At 67.8% G+C, this 17,997-nt stretch carries 15 protein-coding genes; 4 read left to right on the forward strand and 11 right to left on the reverse strand.

All coding sequences use genetic code 11. The annotated features are described in order from the left end of the window. Positions 1-174 precede the first annotated feature (174 nt). The 4 genes from ASG95_RS21095 to ASG95_RS00105 all read right to left on the reverse strand — a co-directional run bounded on the left by ASG95_RS21095 (position 175) and on the right by ASG95_RS00105 (position 4,083). Complete coding sequence (locus tag ASG95_RS21095) at positions 175-558, reverse strand: hypothetical protein (RefSeq protein WP_157581655.1); 384 nt, start codon at positions 556-558, stop codon at positions 175-177. Positions 559-676: 118 nt separating this feature from the next. Further along, positions 677-1,201 carry a Panacea domain-containing protein gene (locus tag ASG95_RS00095; protein ID WP_235543189.1) on the reverse strand — a complete coding sequence of 175 codons (525 nt, stop codon included), beginning with the start codon at positions 1,199-1,201 and terminating at the stop codon, positions 677-679. A 250-nt stretch (positions 1,202-1,451) separates the two neighbouring features. Further along, on the reverse strand, positions 1,452-2,456 hold the full coding sequence (locus ASG95_RS00100) for a hypothetical protein (protein ID WP_057376118.1): 1,005 nt from the start codon (positions 2,454-2,456) through the stop codon (positions 1,452-1,454). Continuing rightward, positions 2,449-4,083: an N-6 DNA methylase gene (locus tag ASG95_RS00105; RefSeq protein ID WP_057376119.1), complete on the reverse strand. Its 1,635-nt coding sequence runs from the start codon at positions 4,081-4,083 to the stop codon at positions 2,449-2,451. The genes ASG95_RS00100 and ASG95_RS00105 overlap by 8 nt, the downstream gene beginning before the upstream one ends. A 941-nt stretch (positions 4,084-5,024) precedes the next feature. Here ASG95_RS00105 and ASG95_RS21100 point away from each other — a divergent pair. Then, on the forward strand, positions 5,025-5,255 hold the full coding sequence (locus ASG95_RS21100) for a hypothetical protein (RefSeq protein WP_157581656.1): 231 nt from the start codon (positions 5,025-5,027) through the stop codon (positions 5,253-5,255). 10 nt (positions 5,256-5,265) lie between these two features. Here the strand turns inward: ASG95_RS21100 and ASG95_RS00110 are convergent, their stop codons facing one another. After that, positions 5,266-6,864 (reverse strand): restriction endonuclease, encoded by a 1,599-nt coding sequence (locus ASG95_RS00110; protein WP_157581657.1) that lies wholly within the window; start codon positions 6,862-6,864, stop codon positions 5,266-5,268. A gap of 603 nt (positions 6,865-7,467) precedes the next feature. Here ASG95_RS00110 and ASG95_RS00115 point away from each other — a divergent pair. Then, positions 7,468-9,120 carry a DUF885 family protein gene (locus tag ASG95_RS00115; protein WP_057376121.1) on the forward strand — a complete coding sequence of 551 codons (1,653 nt, stop codon included), beginning with the start codon at positions 7,468-7,470 and terminating at the stop codon, positions 9,118-9,120. A 9-nt stretch (positions 9,121-9,129) separates the two neighbouring features. Here the strand turns inward: ASG95_RS00115 and ASG95_RS00120 are convergent, their stop codons facing one another. The 6 genes from ASG95_RS00120 to ASG95_RS00145 form a co-directional block, all read right to left on the reverse strand. Beyond that, complete coding sequence (locus ASG95_RS00120; protein ID WP_057376122.1) at positions 9,130-10,572, reverse strand: hypothetical protein; 1,443 nt, start codon at positions 10,570-10,572, stop codon at positions 9,130-9,132. Between the two features lie 153 nt (positions 10,573-10,725). Next, entirely contained in the window at positions 10,726-12,381 is a 1,656-nt protein-coding gene (locus tag ASG95_RS00125; protein ID WP_057376123.1) for an FAD-binding dehydrogenase, read from the reverse strand. A 39-nt stretch (positions 12,382-12,420) separates the two neighbouring features. Beyond that, complete coding sequence (locus ASG95_RS00130) at positions 12,421-13,218, reverse strand: amino acid ABC transporter ATP-binding protein (RefSeq protein WP_082592217.1); 798 nt, start codon at positions 13,216-13,218, stop codon at positions 12,421-12,423. Continuing rightward, complete coding sequence (locus ASG95_RS00135; RefSeq protein WP_056921460.1) at positions 13,215-13,883, reverse strand: amino acid ABC transporter permease; 669 nt, start codon at positions 13,881-13,883, stop codon at positions 13,215-13,217. The genes ASG95_RS00130 and ASG95_RS00135 overlap by 4 nt, the downstream gene beginning before the upstream one ends. A 7-nt stretch (positions 13,884-13,890) precedes the next feature. Then, entirely contained in the window at positions 13,891-14,685 is a 795-nt protein-coding gene (locus tag ASG95_RS00140) for an amino acid ABC transporter substrate-binding protein (RefSeq protein WP_056921459.1), read from the reverse strand. Positions 14,686-14,819: 134 nt separating this feature from the next. Beyond that, complete coding sequence (locus ASG95_RS00145) at positions 14,820-15,488, reverse strand: HAD-IA family hydrolase (protein ID WP_057376124.1); 669 nt, start codon at positions 15,486-15,488, stop codon at positions 14,820-14,822. 47 nt (positions 15,489-15,535) lie between these two features. Here ASG95_RS00145 and ASG95_RS00150 point away from each other — a divergent pair, with 47 nt between their 5' ends. Continuing rightward, positions 15,536-17,185, forward strand: coding sequence for a metallophosphoesterase (locus tag ASG95_RS00150; protein WP_057376125.1), 1,650 nt, complete (start codon positions 15,536-15,538; stop codon positions 17,183-17,185). A 32-nt stretch (positions 17,186-17,217) separates the two neighbouring features. Then, the gene (locus tag ASG95_RS00155) at positions 17,218-17,907 is read left to right on the forward strand and encodes a DUF5701 family protein (RefSeq protein WP_157581658.1); all 690 of its coding nucleotides are present in this window, start codon (positions 17,218-17,220) and stop codon (positions 17,905-17,907) included. Positions 17,908-17,997 lie beyond the last annotated feature (90 nt).

Here is a 17,997-nt window from a genome sequence, read left to right on the forward strand (position 1 = left end):
GCGCAGGCTGATGGTGGGTCGCAACCACGATCACATCTCCCCGACGTCGATGCCTGAAGTTCGGGACGAAGAGGGGACACTCCCACCTGGAGGGCCACCACGCACTCCCCGTAAGGCAAGCGACCCCGCATTCGGCGTCGTCGCGCCCTCGAGCGGGGTACCCCGGGGGGCGAGCTAGGACTTCTCCGTCGGCCAGACTTGATGCTCAGGGTCATACCAGAGGACGTAGAAGACATGCTCACGGAGAATGCCGTAAAGGCGCGGTTTGCCGCCAAGTCTTAGTCGTACAACTTCGGTCTCGTCATCGCGACCGGCGTCCCTTAGGACAGCACTGGCGCGTTCAGGCAACGTCTCGGTCGGATATGCCTTGCCATGTTCACTCCCAGGCTTGAAGAGCTCCCCGATCGTCATTTTTTCGTAGTCGCCCAACTTCGTGACCAGATTTACAACGTGTTTGTCCGGAACACCATCGAATGACCAGGGGCCGTCGTCATGGAAGTCAGCGAATCGCCAGACGGGGCACCTTGATTGGATCCGCTCGTCATCGACGCGCAGCATCCGTGGCTGCTTCACGGCGGGCGTCACGGCGGACGCTGTGGCAGCAGTCTTGCCCGCGAACTGCGGTACGCCAGATCCGACCTTTGGCGTCTTGTTCTTGTTCCCCAATGTCAGAGAGTCAAGAGGACGTCGACTTTGCAGTCAGCGAGTCGTAGTAGAAGGCCATCATCTCGTCTGTGATCCGGGCCGACCCCCGAGCGCCAGCCGGCATGCCTGCCCGAGCGTCCGCCCATGGTCGTTCCGAGTGGGTGAGTTCGCTCAACTGATGAGCGGTCATGTCTCCATAAAACCCGACGACGGCGTCCACGGTGCCTTGCTCCGCCTGCGTAAGCCGATTCGAGTCGCCGCCTTCGATGGTGCTCACAGAGAACTTGCCACGATGCTGACGATAGAGGGCAGGCACCACAGGACCATTTGCCCAAGCCTCAATGGGCTCGGCGAATAGCGGTCGCTCGTCCCACACCAAGTGCCAGGCGTGGGAGTAGTAAGTGAGCTTCTGCAGCTTCATGGCGGTCATCTCACCGCGTTTGGCGAGGATGTAGGCTGCCACATCGTGCACGGAGGCCATGACAGGTCCCTTCATCTGCGACGGTTGTTTCGGGTCGTCGACTGGTCCACCGTAGCGCAGGGCCAGGACGATCACGTCCCTCGCGTGGCCCATTGGGGCTAGTCCGTTCGGGTGACGAGGCGACGAGTGGAGACAAATACTCTCCTATTGGTCTGACATCGCAACTCGTCCTGCGGTTATCAGTCGCGGGTGACAACCGACTCTTAATGCCACAGGCTTCGTGGCCAGAAGATCCCACGGACATTCAGCGGCGGGGGTGCATTCGTTTTGCTGAGCGCGAACCCGACGAAACCGCAGTCCTAGAAGCGGCGGAGCTGTCTGATGGTCACGACGTTGGTTTCAGACCCCGCCGCAGTTCTCGTGCCTTGACGTGCATGCTGATCGGGCTGGCGTCAAGCACACCTTCGAGTATGACCTTGAAGAAGCGCCCAGGCGAAACCTCGTCCGGTACCAGGTCGTGGCGAAGTGAAACCACCGGAAGGGCTGCGAGGACCGCATCCACATCCTCGACTGGCGGCTCCTCCTCCACATCCTCCACTTCGACGTCATCGGGTGAGATGACTGGCTCGTCTTCGTCCACTTCGCCCTCATCGGCCGGGCCCGCGCCCTCCCATTCAGGCATGACAAGACAGCAGGCGTCGTAAGCGTCATCCTCGCGTCCGAGCTTGATGAGCAGGTCGACGAGCCACAGGTATTGCGGCCTCGCCGTGTCGTAGGCCGTTGAGCGAAGGCTGTAGACGAAGCCGATGCTGGCGAGTGGGTGCCTCAAGCTCAGGTTCTTTGCGTCCCCGTACGACTCCTCGACCCGGTTCTGCATGTTCTTCCCGAAGGACGAGTCCATGCGCTTCGTAGAGATCATTAGTTCCGGCCCGGTCTGCCAGGAGGACATGATCACGTCGACCTGCTTGAAGTAGTTCTTGCCAAGCATGTTCGCCGAGGCGGTAGCGACACCACCCACTCCCGAACCGCTACGCAACTTCGTCATGATCTCGTTGCCCAGCGCTTTCTTGGGAAGGGCGCGGACCAGGCGAAGAACATCTCGGTCAACTACGCGGGGAGCCTCGGCGCGGGGCCATACGGCGTCAGGATCGAGCCCGCCGCGGCGAAGTTCGTATGCAACCCAGATGTCGAGTGCAAGAGCGGGGACGCCTGACCTGGTGTTGGCTTCCAAGTGGAGCGGCACTCCGAGCAGGAGGCATAGCGTGGCGTAGTCGGGGTGGTATTCCCCGTTCTCCCACGGGTTCAGGTCACGCATGGGGGCATCCGCGACGATCGCGTCGAACAGTGGCCACGCCAGGGCTTTGAAACTCACCTTCTTGTTGTCAGACATCAGTCGCCCTACCACGGGCGGCTCGACGCCCAGTCAGCAAGGCATGGTCTGACCGAACGGCTGACAGGTCCTGCTGGCTCATTCCAAGACCATGCGCAAGAAGGACGGAATCAATCATCCGGACAGCATCGTGCAGCTGCCCCTTGGCAAGGTGCCGTCGAACCGTTGGCCGGAGCTCTCGCAGGATTGGCGCCATGCGCCCAACTAGGGCCGGCGACGGCAGCGGGAGCAGGTCTGCCTCGCGAGGCTCGATCTTCAACATTCCACCGCCATAGGCCCTTCCCACAGTCTCGGCGCCGAGGAGGGTCACGCTATTCAGGGATGCCAGCGGCAGCAGGTCCTTACCCAGGGTCCGTACTTCGGCGCGCAAGTAGACGCCATGCACGGAGTTCAGGTGGTGGGCCTTGGCCCGGTTGGTCGCGAGGCGTGGGGTGTCCGCATTCATGTAGGTCAGGAAGAGATCGGCTGGGCGAAGGTACGGCACGCGCCACCAAGGAGAGCGGACTCGGCATTTGTAGGCCTCATGGACGTCGAGGGCTTCACCGGCCTGTATGTAGCGTTTCGCGGCCGCGGATGGATCACCTGCGGGCCGGAAGAGCCACGAGGCCTGTCCGGATTCGCCGAGCCCATCTAGGGCGTTTTGCGTCAGCGTGAGCTGTCTGAGGTGCCGAGATCCGGGCGGCGAGATCGGGACAACGTCTTCGGGTGTCAACCTCAACTCCCGAACCCGTGCCGGGGACAGAGCGAAGAACTTGTTGTTGCCAGAGACCATGCCGAGGGTCGTGTCTCCCCACGTCGCCAGGGGCTCGAAGAGCGACGACGACGTTGCAGAGCTGTAGGCCGCCAGCCCTTCCGTGCTGAGCATGCCTGCCGTCCATTTGGCCGACTTCGACAGCGGTGTCCAGCGCCTTGCCGCCGCCAGGTTGGTGAGGCCGTCGGCATCCCTCACCTGGAGCACGGCCATGTGGTCCGTGCCAGCTGCGCCGTCCGGGTCGTAGCCATCGGCCAGAAGGAGTACCGCCTCAACATCGACCCCAGGAAAGACCCGCTGCTCGAACAGAACGAGATTGACCTCCGAGAAGTGATCCATCAGAAAGCGCCGCACTGGCGCGGCGTAGTTGACCGTCAGTAGTTCGGCGGGAAGCACAAGGCCCAGACGTCCCCCTCGGCGAAGGTGCAGGGCCGAGTGAATCGCAAATGCCGCCCATGACGACGCCAGATTCGTTAGGTTCACTCCTGCCCTGAGCGCCGCTGCCCGGCTCTTGGTGCGCGCCTCGCCGGTCCAACCTTGATATCGGACGTAGGGGGGATTTCCGATTGCTGCGTCGTACGCCCCGAAGTCCTCATGGAGGAAGAAGTCGCCGACGTGGACCTCCGCGTTGACGCCCTGTGCGCGCAACGTGCTCTCGGCCTCGGCCGCTGACGCCGTGTGAAGTTCGACCCCAACAACCGGGCCGGTGTGGTTCGGGCCGACCTGATGCAAGAAGACCGCTTCCCCACACGAGGGCTCCAACACAGCGTCCGTCGGGTGTCGGACCGCCCAAGAGGTGACAAATGCGGCGATGGGGCGCGGCGTGAAGTACGCGCCCCGGGCCTTGCGGAGTTCTGCGGTGTCGCCGTGGAGCATGCGCTCATCCTGCCTGAGGGGACGGACAAGGCGCGGGAGGCTCCCCGCCCTGACCGCGTGAACAGTGCACCCACCGACGTGAGGTATGCCTTTGGTGATGTGCTCCCGTGACTTGCGCGTGTGCCGCGCACCCTTCCAATCGTCCAGTTGGGCCGGCAAGCTGCCAGACGCTCAGCAGAAGTCTCGCGGCGAGCACCCATCGCACCATGCTCCCGCTCCCCCGCTAATCGTTCCGCCATCGTTTCGCCCGGCGCTGCTCGTGGTCGGCTCGTCGTACTGCCTGAGCGATTACGTCGGCAAGCAAGTCTTCGTAGTCCCAGTACCCGGATCGAGACAGCCAATCGTCCAGTGCCTTGTGAAGGATGTGTGCTGGGTCCGCGCGTTGTCGTGTGCTTTTGAGAGCTTGGGCTCCGAATTGTGGGTTGGGAAAGGCTGCGTTCGCGGTTTTGGCCTCCCGGGCCGCCGTGTTGGCGCCCGCAACAAGCAGGCGAACCGGCGCGGTCCCCTGCGGGCCACTGATGTACGAGGAGACACTAAGTGCCCAGTCAAGACGGCCACGGATACCCATGGCCGTTTCGTAATGCCCCGCCCTCACCTGGAGGACGGCCCTTGCCATCTGATGTGCCACGTCGGCGAGGCTGACAAGGGTTCGCCCGTCCGACGACTCGTTGGCGATCGAACGCAAATTGGTGGCCACCTCGACGAGGCCGTTGCTCCTAAGGGATACCTGGCAGAAGGATTGGTTCTCGTCCGGTGCTCGAAAGGTTGCTGCGTCCGGGCCGCTCGAGTCTGGGGTTGCGTCCACTGTTGGTGCCAACGAGATGGCCAACTTGCCCACCATCGATTGCTGAAGCCTCTTCTGTCGGACCCGTCTTGAGGGGGCGAAGCGAACGACGCACAGGACGTCGTGTCGGCCACCCTGTTCCATGGAGAAATCCCCGGTGACGATCGTGGAGTGGTCTCTGCGGACCTTCGACCATGCCTGCCGGAAAAGCTCTGATATCCGTGAGAATGCGGCGGCCACGGTTACAGAAACGAGGGCCGCGACAAGGGCCGGAACCCACACCGAGGTCCACCACGAACTGGACGTCTCCATGGCGCGCGAGGTCAAGGCGACGATCAACAAGGAGTCGCATGCCCTAGGTGGCAGACCCGCAGTCTCCAGACGTTGACTGCTCGCACTTACTCGCCCAAGTCCGTGCCGGGATCGGACCAGTCGTCGGGCGGCTGGATCTTCGCGTCTATGTCGGCGTGCTGCTTCAACAGGTAGAGCAAGTTTGCACCATCGATCAGCTCGATCGGCTTGTTGCTCGCGAACTCGAACGAAGCCTGTCCGTAGCCGCTGGTGGTTACCAAGATGCCCTTGCTGGCCCCCTCGTTCTGCAGGGTGCCGAAGAGGTCACGCACGGCTGAGACGCCGACGGTGTTCTTGTAGCGCTTCGCTTGGATGACCACCTTGCCGCCGAAGATCGGTCGGGGGTCGTAGGCCACGCAGTCAACGCCGCCGTCACGCGAGGGTCTTGTCTGCTTGGCTTCCAGACCCATCTTCGTGAACAGGTTCTGAATGAGAACCTCAAACTCAGTGAAGTGCAGCTCCATCAAGTTGGGACGCTCATCCAACAAAGTGAGAGCGTCAGACTCAGTGACGAATCTGGGGTCGACCATGTCGAACTCCAGCACTGGTCGGACCGGCACAAGCTCCGCGGGACTCTTAGACACTCCGGCAGAGAGATGGCGCAGACAGGCAAGGGGTTCGACGCGGGCCAGGTCGAGTTCAGCGAACGTATCCCGCGTTGTCCGGACCGTCACCAAGCAGGGTTTGATGGGTTTTCCGCTGCCGGGATCGTTGGTGTAGATGACGCCGTTGAACACCACAACATCGATGTTGCGTCCCCTGTCCGCCTCGAATACTTCGTGCAGCGTCCGCAAGGCCACCTGTGCCACCACACCCGCGTAGATGCTCCGTACCTGGGTTGCCGGCCGGGCGGTGTCGGATATCGAGTCGGATGCCTTCACATACCGATAGACCTTTGCCCCAGGGACCACCTCTGCGGTGGGAAGCTCGTACTCCACCACCAGCTGCCGCGACTCAGGCACGTACGCCAGCTTGAACCGCTGTGGAAAACCATTTGGGTAGGCGGAGCGCTGAAGGACCAGCTCGAAGTAGCCGATCACAGCGTCAGGATCGCCCTGATCGAAGGCCTCCCGGAAGCGGTCGACTTCAGCGTGCTGACCCGCCGTCCACTGCTTGAGGTCCTCCATCCATTTGGCATGGACCGCCCTCACGCGATTGAGCTCTTCTAGGCGGGCGTCCTCCTTCTGGCCATGATCCACCATCGCGGCGGCGTGACTCTGTTCGGCCGCAGCCATAGCCTCCGCGTGCTTCGCCTTGCCCACGCCAAGCATGCTCAGAAGCCCGGTAGGGGGTGGAGGCATGAATGCTGACAGGTTCGGTGCCACCAGAGGTGTATCCAGCCACGACGTTGGTCGCGCCGGCATCTCCGGATGCTCCTTGAGACTCTCGAAATTCAAGTGGTCGTCTACGTCGAGGGTGTCCGCAAGAAGCATCGCAAGCGCAGCAACGCGAACATCCAGCTCGTCGTTCATCGCGACAACCTCAGCCGCCCGACTCTCGGCATAGAGCCGCTTCATCTCGCGCTGCTCTGCGGCAGTCGCTCGCGCTTGCGCGGCTCGGGCACGTTCCGCGTCCCGATGCGCCTTGGCAATCGCCCGCTGCTGCGCCGCGTATGCCCGCTCCCGCTCTCGCTGATACTGCGACATGGCCGAAGAGAAACTCTGCCGTCTAGCCATTGGGTGCCTCCCCGCCCGCGGTTCAATCGGGCACAACGCCCACCCGAACATTAGCGGGGGCAAATGCAAGGCGTTCAGGTGTTCCAGGATGATGTGGGGGGAAGACCATGGCTCCAGAGGTGGCACGTCAGCTACATATAGGGGCGAACGTCAAATTGGATCTTGCGAACCTCCTGCGCAATCCGGTGTCGTGATCGGCCAGGGCCCGTAGTAGATCGGCGCAATGAACACCCCGGCCCTTGGACCACAGTCGGACAACAGGAGACGGCATACACGGGGCGCCAAAGGGCAACAACGGCTTCCCCCGCCACCTGCAACGGAACACCGCCTGCCCGATGAATCAGATTCCCAAGCTGGACACGCGAGTTCGATTCTCGTCACCGGCTCCACGCACGGCAGCGAGAACGCCGCGACGGCGAGACCACCCCGGGGATCGAGCCCCAGCTCGGCGGGCCGCGAACGACGCGTGGTCCGGGTCCTCCATCAAGGTCCGCACCAGGTCACCGCTGCGGCGTTCGCCGAAGTCGGGCGCCGACCGCGCGTGGAGGAGGGGCAGGCCGGTACGTTCGGGGCATGACGGACGACGTGCGACAGCTGGCTGACGACTACCACGACCACTGGATGCGGACGAGCCCGAGCTGGGCGCACATGGTGGGTGACTACCGGTTCGCCGACCGGTTCGACGACGCGAGCCGGGCCGCGGAGGACGACCTCATCGCCGCCTCGCGCGAGTTCGCCGCCCGGGCTGCCGCGATCCCGGACGACGGGCTCAGCCTGCAGGACCGCGCCACTCGCGACGTCGTCGCCTTCCAGGCCTCCAGCGCGGCCGACACCGCGGAGAGCCGCACCGCCGAGTTCGCGGTCAACCCGGTCTTCGGCCCGCAGGTCGACCTCCCGCTGACCGTCGCGAACCTCGCGATCCCTAATGCCGACGTCGCCGAGGCGATGGTGAGCAAGTTCCACGGCATGGGCCAGTACCTGCGCGACGCCGCCCAGCGGCACCGCGAGGGGGTCGCCTCCGGGCGCACCCCGGCCGCCTTCGCCGTGGCCGAGACGATCCCGCAGCTCGACGCCTGGCTGGCCACGCCACTGCCCGAGGACCCGCTGCTCAGGACGGCCGACCTGCCGGCCGACGTCGACGTCGATGCGTGGCGGGCTCGGCTGACCGACGCCATCGAGCACCAGGTCCGCCCGGGCCTGCAGGAGTACCGCGACGTCCTGGCCGACGAGGTGGCGGCCCACACCCGACCCGACGAGAAGTGCGGGCTGGTCTGGCTCCCCGACGGTGAGCAGACCTACGCGCGCGCCCTGGCCGCCAACACCACCACGACGCTGGGCGCGCAGGAGATCCACGACCTGGGGCTGCAACAGATCGCCTCCCTCGAGGACGAGTACTCGGCCCTCGGTGGCGAGGTCCTCGGCACGTCCGACGTCCCGGCGATCTACGACCGACTGCGCACCGACCCGGCCCTGCGCCACCACGACGCTGCCGAGATCCTCGCCGACTGCGAGACCGCGTTCGCCCGGGCGCGGGCCGAGATGCCGGCCTGGTTCAACCGGCTGCCCGCGGCCGACTGCGCCATCAAGACCACCACCCATGGCGCGCTCGGCTTCTACTACCCGCCGTCGGACGACGGCTCCCGTGGCGGTGTCTTCTACGTCAACACCTCCGACCCATCCGCCTGGGGTCGGGTCGAGATCGAGGCGCTCAGCTACCACGAGGGCATCCCGGGCCACCACCTGCAGCTCGCCATCGCGGCCGAGCTCACCGACCTGCCGGCCCTGCGCCGGCACACCGTCTTCAACGCCTACGCCGAGGGCTGGGGTCTCTACACGGAGCGACTGGCCGACGAGATGGGGCTCTACTCCACGCCGCTGACCCGGCTCGGCATGCTGACCATGGACTCGGTGCGCGCCTGCCGGCTCGTCGTCGACACGGGACTGCACGCCTTGGGCTGGAGCCGCCAGCAGGCGATCGACTACATGGTCGCCAACTCCCCGATGTCGACGGCCAACGTCACGAGCGAGGTCAACCGGTATGCCGTGCTGCCCGGCCAGGCCTGCGGCTACATGATCGGTCGGCTCGAGATCCTGCGCATCCGCCGCGAGGCCCAGGAGCGCCAGGGCGACGCCTTCGACATCAAGGCGTTCCACGACGCCGTGCTCGACGGCGGCAGCGTGCCGCTCGGAGTGCTCGACGGCATCGTCCGCGACCGTCTCCCCTGACCGGGTGGGTCAGGGCACCAGCCCGTGCGGCAGGGCGGACGCGGGCCCGGACGTCTGTCCCGGAAGGTCGACGGTGTAGACGTCCAGGCCACGGACCAGGTCGACCGAGTACGCGATGTTCGTCTTGCGGTCGGTCCGCACGTCCCGCTCGTTGTAGTCCGGCACCCAGTAGGAGTCCCACACCTCCGAGGCGCCCCAGACAGCGTGACCGTACGGCTTGATGTCGCGGGGGTCGCGCACGTCGACGAGCTGCGTACCGCCACCGTAGAAGCCCACGGTGACGATGCCGGACGGGTGGAAGTCGAACCAGTGCGCCGAGCAGAAACCGCCGACCGGCAACGGGAAGGAGCCGAGGTCGGCCACCTCCACCTTGTCCAGCGGCACGATCGCGTCAGGGGTACCGTCCAGGCGCTTGACCCACCAGGTCTGGAACGAGCCGGCCTTCGAGCAGTCGACCTGCTCGTAGTCCTCCTCGGTCACGAGCAGGACATTGCCGTTCGCCAGGCTCGGCGCCGCGTCGGCGATGAAGGCCTCGGCGTTCGGGCGGTAGGAGTTGTGGTGGATGAAGTCGTTGTAGCCGTTCTTCGTGACGCCGTCGGCCTCGAACCCCCGGCCGGCGAGGCCGGTGGTGGTGACCAGGCGCGGGTGCAGCGGGTCGTGCACGTCGAACACCGAGGAGCCGTTGTACCCGGTGTGCGTGGCAAAGCCCGCCCGGTCGAAGTTCCACTTGTGGCCGCCCGAGGGTGAGGCGAACGGCTGCACCCCTGCCACGGCTGGATCAGCGTCGACCTCGTGGGGAGCGTCGAGGTTGTCGAGGTCCATCAGCGAGAAGTTCGTCCGGCCACCGGCCGAGTAGGCGTAACGGCAGTCGCGGTCGTCCACGCAGGCCACGGTGTGGGTGCTGGTCGATGCGGTGGCGCTGGACTGGAGCCGCGGCGTGGTGGGGTCGGTCACGTCGACGACGATGAGCTCCTTGCCACCCAGTGCGGAGGCGGTGTGCTGGATGTCGGCCGACACGTCATAGGTGTCGACACCGATGAGCGCGAACCGCTTCGTGCCGGTCCTGGTCTTGCGCTCCCCACAGTTGATCGCCTCGTTCTCGAAGACGAGGTTGGGCAGGGTGCCCACGAGCTTCGGCGCCACGGGGTCACTGACGTCGAAGACGCTCAGGGAGTCCAGCGAGGACATCACGAACAACGGTGCGGTCTTGAGGAAGCAGCCGGAGATGCCGGCCGTCTCGGGGAAGTTCGCGGCGAGCCGGGTGTTCGGGCTGTTGACCAGCGGCACCGAGGTGCCGCCTGCATAGGCAGCCCGCTTCTCCGTGGCCCGGTGCGCGTCGCCGTTTCGGTCGCCGTGCGCCTGGGCACCCCCTGCGCCGAGCAGGCTGGCGGTCAGGGCGACGGCGAGGCCGGCGGCGAGGCGTGCAGGGACAAGGGATGCGGTGCGGCGCATGGGTCCTCCAGGGTGCGGGTCTACCCCGTCAACGAGCCGGCGGCCCTGGGGTCACGCGCCACGACCCCGACCACCTCCCCCGGTGCGAGGTGAACACGCCGGTGATGACCGGCGTGTTCACATCGACCCGGCGGGGAGCCGGGGTATGCCGCGTCAGGCGGTTGCTGCCGCGGCAGCCCGTCCGGCGGTGCGGCCCGAGAAGATGCAGCCGCCCAGGAAGGTGCCCTCCAGCGCGCGGTAGCCGTGCATCCCACCGCCGCCGAACCCGGCGACCTCGCCCGCGGCATACAGGCCGGGCACCGGCTCACCCGACGCGGACAGGACGCGCGACGAGAGGTCGGTCTCCAGCCCGCCGAGGGTCTTGCGGGTGAGGATGTTGAGGCGCACCGCGATGAGCGGTCCGGCCTTGGGGTCGAGGATGCGGTGCGGGGTGGCCGTGCGGATCAGCTTGTCGCCACGGTAGTTCCGCGCCCCACGGAGAGCGGTGACCTGGGCGTCCTTGCTGAAGTCGTTGTCGATCTGGCGGTCGCGCTCGACGACCTGCCGTTCGATGTGGGCGAGGTCGAGGGGGGCGTCGGGGGTCAGGGCGTTCATCTTGTCGACCAGCTCGCGCAAGGTGTCGGCCGAGACGAAGTCGGCTCCCTTGTCGAGGAACGCCCGCACCGGGGCGGGCATGTCGGCCCGCGCGCGACCCAGCACGTCCTTGACCGACTTCCCGGTCAGGTCGGGGTTCTGCTCCGACCCGGAGAGCGCGAACTCCTTGCCGATGATCTTGGTGGTCAGGATGAACCAGCTGTGGTCGTGCCCGGTCTGGCGCAGGTGGGCCAGCGTGCCGAGGGTGTCGAAACCCGGGAACAGCGGTGGTGGGAGCCGGTCGCCGTTGCCGTCGAACCACAAAGAGCTCGGCCCGGGCAGGATGCGGATCGCGTGGGACGGCCAGATCGGGTCCCAGTTCTCGATGCCCTCGACGTAGTGCCACATCCGGTCGCGGTTGACCAAGCGCCCACCCGCGGCCTCGGTGATGGCCAGCATCCGGCCGTCGACGTGGGCCGGCACCCCGGTGAGCATGTGCTCCGGCGGCGGGCCCAGTCGCGCCGGCCAGTTGGCGCGGACCAGGTCGTGGTTGGCGCCGATGCCGCCGCTGGTGACGATGACGGCCTGCGCGGTCAGCTCGAACTCGCCCACGGCATCGCGGCTGGTCGGCCGGCCCCGCGACGCCTCGTCGTCGGCCAGCAGCGTCCCGCGCACGCCGGTGACGGCGCCGTCGCTGGTGACCAGCTCGTCGACCTGGTGGCGGTGCCGCAGCTCCACCAGCCCGGCCGCGACGTGCTCCTCGACCCGGCGCAGGAACGGCGCCAACACCCCGGGGCCGGTGCCCCAGACGATGTGGAACCGCGGCACGGAGTTGCCGTGGCCCGAGGCGGACCCGTCACCCCGCTCGGCCCACCCGACGACCGGGAAGAACCGCATCCCCTGCTGGTGCAGCCAGGCCCGCTTCTCGCCGGCCGCGAAGTCGACGTAGGCGCGCGCCCACTGCGAGCCCCACTTGTCCTCGTCCTCGAGCCGGTCGAACCCGGCCGAGCCCTGCCAGTCCTGCCAGGCGAGGTCGACGGTGTCCTTGATGCCCATCCGCCGCTGCTCCGGGCTGTCGACGAGGAACAGCCCGCCGAACGACCAGTGCGCCTGCCCGCCGAGGTTGGCGGCACTCTCCTGGTCGACCACCACCACCCGGCGTCCGGCGTCGGCCAGCTCGGCGGCAGCGACGAGTCCGGCCAGCCCGGCTCCGACCACGATGACGTCAGCGTCCATGACCGCACCCTACGGCCCCCGACGGCCGCCACGGGCCGGTTACAACGGGTCCAGGATCCGTTGCAGGAACTGGCGGGCCCGCTCGGTCTTCGGCTGGGAGAGCACCTCGGCCGGGGTGCCCCGCTCCACGATGACGCCGCCGTCCATGAAGAGCACCTGGTCGGCGACCTGCTGGGCGAAGCGGATCTCGTGGGTCACCACGACCATGGTCCAGCCCTGGGTGGCGAGGTCCTTCATCGTCGCGAGCACCTCACCCACCAGCTCGGGGTCGAGGGCCGAGGTCGGCTCGTCGAAGAGCATGAGCTGCGGCCGAATCGCCAGGGCCCGGGCGATCCCGACCCGTTGCTGCTGGCCGCCGGACAGCTGGAACGGGTAGGCGTCGGCCTTCTCCGCCAGGCCCACGGCGTCGAGCAGCGCGCGGGCCTCGCGCTCCACCTCCGCCTCCGGGCGCTCCTGCACGACGACCGGGCCCACCGTGACGTTCTGGAGGACGGTCATGTGCGGGAACAGGTTGTGGGCCTGGAACACCATGCCGCTCTGGGCGCGCAGCCGGACCAGGTCGTCCTTGGCCACCGGCCCGGAGAAGTCGACGTCGACATGCCCGATCCGCACCTGCCCGGCGTCCGGTCGCTCGAGGGCGTTGAGCGAGCGCAGCACCGTCGTCTTGCCGGAGCCCGACGGCCCGATCAGCACCGTGACCGAGCCGGCGTGCACCTCGAAGTCGACCGAGCGCAGCACCTGGTTGTCGCCGAACGCCTTGGCCAGGCCGCGCACGGACACCAGCGCACCCTCCGCAGGGTCCTGCGAGGTCGGGGTGTACCCCAGGGAGTCGGTCATCGCGCCACGTACCTGTTCTCTCGCTTCTCGAGCCGGTTCTGCACCAGTGACAGGAGATGACAGACGACCCAGTAGTAGGCCGCCGCCACCGCATAGAGCTCGAAGAACTGGAACGTCGGCGCCGCGACCTCCTGCGCCTTCCGCAGCAGCTCTCCGACCTGGACCGCGGACGCCAGCGAGGTGTCCTTGACCAGCGAGATCAGCGTGTTGGACAGCGGCGGGATGGCGTTGCGGGTGGCCTGGGGGAGGACGACCTTGCGCAGGGTGGTGGTGTAACCCATCCCGATCGTCGAGGCGGCCTCCCACTGGCCCTTGGGGACGGACAGGATCGCCGCCCGGATCACCTCCGCGGCATACCCACCGACGTTGAGGGACAACGCGATGATGGCGGCGGGGAAGGGATCGAACCGGATCCCCACCGAGGGCAGGCCGTAATAGATGAGGAACAGCTGCAGCAGCAGCGGCGTCCCCCGGATGATCGAGATGTAGACGCGGGCGACGCCAGACACCACGCGCAGCGGGGACAGCCGCATCAGCGCCACGACGAGGGCGATCGCCAGGCCGATGACGAAGCTCGCCGCGGTGAGCGGGATGGTCCCGAGCACCAACGCCTTGAGCAGTGGCCAGAGGCTGTCCCCGACCAGGGTGAGGGTCTGTCCGTCCACCGCCGGACTACTGCTTCACGGAGACGTCGGTGCTGAAGTACTTCTCCGAGATCTTCTTCAGCGTGCCGTCCTCCTGCAGCTCGGCGAGGGCCGTGTTGATCGCGGCGACGAGGTCGGAGTCCTTGCGAGTGGCGACGACCTGCTCGGAGGTCTCACCGGTCTCGGCAGCGATCTTGATCGAGGTGTCGCCGGTGGACTTCTGGTACTCGAGGACGGCCAGGTTGTCGTTGACGGTGGCGTCGACGCGCTTCTGCTTCACGAGGGTGACGGCCTGGGTGAAGCCCTCCACGCCCTCGACCTTGGCGCCCGCGTCCTTGGCGACCTGCGCCCAGTTGGAGGTGAGGCTCTGGGCCGTCTTCTTGCCCTTGAGATCGGCCAGCGCGGTGATCGAGGAGTCGTCGGCGCGGGTGGCGATGACGCCCTCGGAGACCGTGTAGGTCGAGCTGAGCCCGTAGAGGCCCTCGCGCTCGCTGTTGCGGGTCACCTGGTTGGCGATGACGTCGAAGCGCTTCGAGGTGAGGCCCGCGAAGATGGCGTCCCACGGCGTCTCGACGAACTCCGCCTTGACCCCGAGCTTGGCCGCCACGGCCTTGGCGACCTCGACGTCGTAGCCGGTGAGCTGGTTGTTCGTCGGGTCGTGGTAGCTGAACGGCGAGTACGTGCCCTCGGTGCCGATCTTGAGGACCCCTGCCTCCTTGACGCGGGCGAGGTCGGTCTCGGGGCTGGACGAGCCACCGCCACACGCCGCGAGTGCGGTGGTGGCAGCGAGCAGGACGGCGACGAAGGACAAGCGGGTGCGCATGGGAGGTTCCTTGGGGAGGGCGACGCGGTCGCGTCGGCGGAGGGCAATGCGTCCGACTATAACCTCACCTTTGACAATGGATAACACCGCGGTATGCCGGGTGGTCCCGTCCGGGGGCCGGCCCGAGCCGTGGGCTACCGGGCGGTGAGCGCGACCCGACCCGCCTCGACGGTGAACCGCACGTCCGCGAGGGTGCCGACCACGGCGTCGGCGAGCAGGTCGGCGGCGACGGTCGTCGTCGTGACGGCCAGGGTCGAGCACCCCGCCGCGCGGGCCGCCTCGAGTCCGCCCGGGGCGTCCTCGACGACCAGGCAGTCGGTGGGGTCGACCCCGAGCCGGGCGGCGGCCAGCAGGAACGGGTCGGGGTGCGGCTTGCCCTGCGCCACGTCGCTGGCGGTGACGACCACCCGTGGCGCCGGGAGTGCGGTGGCGACCAGACGCGCGTCGGCAAGCGGTCGGGTGCACGAGGTCGCGATGGCGCAGAGCTCCGGGTCGCCGGTCAGGACGGCGAGCGCGTCGAGGGTGCCGGGCAGGACGGTGATGCCCTCGGTGTCGGCGATCTCGATCGCCTCGATCCGCTCGAACGCCGACTCGACGCGCTCCGGCGGCAGCAGCGCCGAGATGACCCCGCGCGCCGGCACCCCGTGGAAACCCGCCAGGTCGTGCGGGTCGACACCTTCCTCCTGCGCCCACCGCAGCCACGACCGGACGACCGTCGGGATCGAGTCGATCAGCGTCCCGTCCATGTCGAACAGCACCGCCGCGAAGGTGCGGCCTTCCAGCGTCCCCAGGCGTCGCGGCATACCCGCCAGCCTAGGAGGCGCCGACGGCGGCCGGTTACGGTGGACCGGTGAGCACGCCCCCGGAGAGCCCACGTCGCTGGAGGCGTGCGTCCCGGTGGCTGCTGCGGTTCGGCGCGCTGGTGCTGCTCTTCGTCGCCTGCAACAGCGGCGGCGTGGCCGCGACCACGCTCTTCCCGAGCCCTGCGGACACGCTCAACTACGGGGCAGACCTGCGGCTCTCACTCGACCCGGGTGACATCTCCAAGATCCAGAGCCCCACGATCTTCGGCGACATCAAGCTCGACTTCGGTGGTCCCGTGCCGGCCCCCGGGGTGGTGGCCCAGGTCCACGTGAAGGAGCGCATCACCGACCTGCTCGCCCGCCCCAACATCTCGGTGCAGTCCCTCCAGCCGGGCCCGCTCGAGCTCGAGCGCGCGGCGCGCGGCGGCGTGATCGCCCTCGCCTGGCGGTTCGCGGCCGGCGCCCTCGTCGTCGCCCTCCTCTGCCTCGGCGGGTATGCCGCGTGGCGCCGGCGGCGCCCCGACCTGCGGTGGACCGCCGTGGTCGCCTCGGTGTGGGTCGCCTCGTGCGTCGCGACGTTCGGCGTGATCGGGCTGTCCTACCAGCCGGAGCGGCTGGACAGCTTCAGCACGACCGGCATCCTCGGCACGGTGCAGCGCAACGCCGACCTGCTGGAGGGCGTCGAGACCCGCGCCGAGCAGGTGACGCCCTACCTCAAGAACCTCCTGGCCCTGTCCGCGGCGCTCCAGGACAAGTACGCGCCGCAAGCCCTGGACCAACCGGTCGCCGCGCGGATCCTCCTCGTCTCGGACATCCACGGGGCCAACCAGTACGCGCTGATGAAGACGATCGTCCAGCAGGAGCGGATCGACGCGGTCATCGACTCGGGCGACCTGGTCAACTTCGGCAGCGCCACCGAGGCCGACGCCGCCGGTCTCTTCCAGGGCATCGCCTCCCTCGGCGTTCCGTACCTCTTCGTCAAGGGCAACCACGACGGGCGCTCCGACGTCGACCGGGAGCTGCTCGACCGGCTCGCGGCCGTCCGCAACGTGGTGCTGCTCGAGCCGGACGACGAGACCTACGTGGTCGAGAGCATCCACGGCCTGCGCATCGCCGGTTTCAACGACCCTCGCTGGTTCGGCGACGACAACACGAACAACGCCGCCAAGCAGAAGCCGGCCGCGGCCCGGTACAACGCGACGATGGCCGACGAGCCGGTGCCCGACATCGTCGTCTCGCACGAGCCGGCCGCGGCCGAGGACGTGGCGCGCGCGGGCATCCGCGTGAACGGGCACCTGCACGCCAGCCAGCTCCAGGGCTCACGGATCGGCGTGGGCACCTTCACCGGGGGCGGCCCGTTCAGCCACTTCATCGCGAGTGACGGCACGGGCTCCGCGAACGGGATCAAGGGCGACGTCGGCGAGCTCACCGGCCAGCCGTCGGCCTTCGACATCGCCACCTTCGGGACCGACTGCCGCCTGGCGTCGCTGACCCGGTACCAGTTCCGCAACGTCATCGAGGGGCGTCCGGCCTATGACGACGTGACCCTCATCAACGGCTCGCGGATCGAGGGCGCAGCACCCGCCGCGGCGGTGCCGGCGACGGAGGCCGGCGCGACCGGTGCGGCCGCCCAGGCCCGCGCCTGCGGACCGGACCTGGAGCAGAGCCGGGAACGCGTGACCGCCGCCCCCCGTTGAACCTCGGCCACCCGCTCGTGACCGGAGGAACCGTGACCCAGACGCCGACCGACACCCACCGCCCGACCACCACCCATTCCCAGACCGACACCCAGGCCCAGGCCCTGACCGACACCGCGACGGAGTTCGACCGGCAGGTCCAGGCCTACCTCGACGCCGGCTACCCGGCCCTCGCTGGACTGACCGAACGGGCCTTCGTCGACCAGCTGGAGCCGTTGCGGGACAAGGCTTTCCGAGCCGAGGCCACGGCGGAGGACCGCATCCCCTTCGCGCTCGTCGTGACCTCGCGCCTCGTCACCGCCGACCGGGCCCTACCCACGGTGCACTGGAAGGCCACGACCGGCTGGACCGAGTACACCGCCGACGACCTGGCCGGCTACCGCCCGATCCAAGGCGTCGATGTCCCCGACCACGCGGCATACCTCGTCACCGACGTCGACACCGGGACGGCGACCCTCGACGTGCGGGCCAAGGACGCGGTGCCGCTCATCGCGGCCGAGGGCCGCACGCCGCTCACCGTCGACGAGGGCGTCAGCCTGCTCGCGCTGTGGCCGGGGATCCTCAAGGACCGCAACGCCTTCTTCCTGCCTGGCGCGCGGGACGCGAGCAAGCGGGTGGCCGCGCTCTGGGTGAGCAAGGGGCACCCGCGGCTGGGGTGGTGCTGGGAGGGCAACCCGCACACCTGGCTCGGTTCGGCGTCCTGCGGCGGACGCGTCGCCTGAGCCAGCCGACGGGGTCGGCGCGCGGGGTTTTCGGCCAATGGGCCGAGTTCCGGGGGCCAGCGAGGGCGAGGTGCCCGGGGTTTCGGCCAA

Origin of the sequence: Phycicoccus sp. Soil803, from assembly GCF_001429685.1 — a bacterium.
GTDB lineage: Bacteria > Actinomycetota > Actinomycetes > Actinomycetales > Dermatophilaceae > Pedococcus.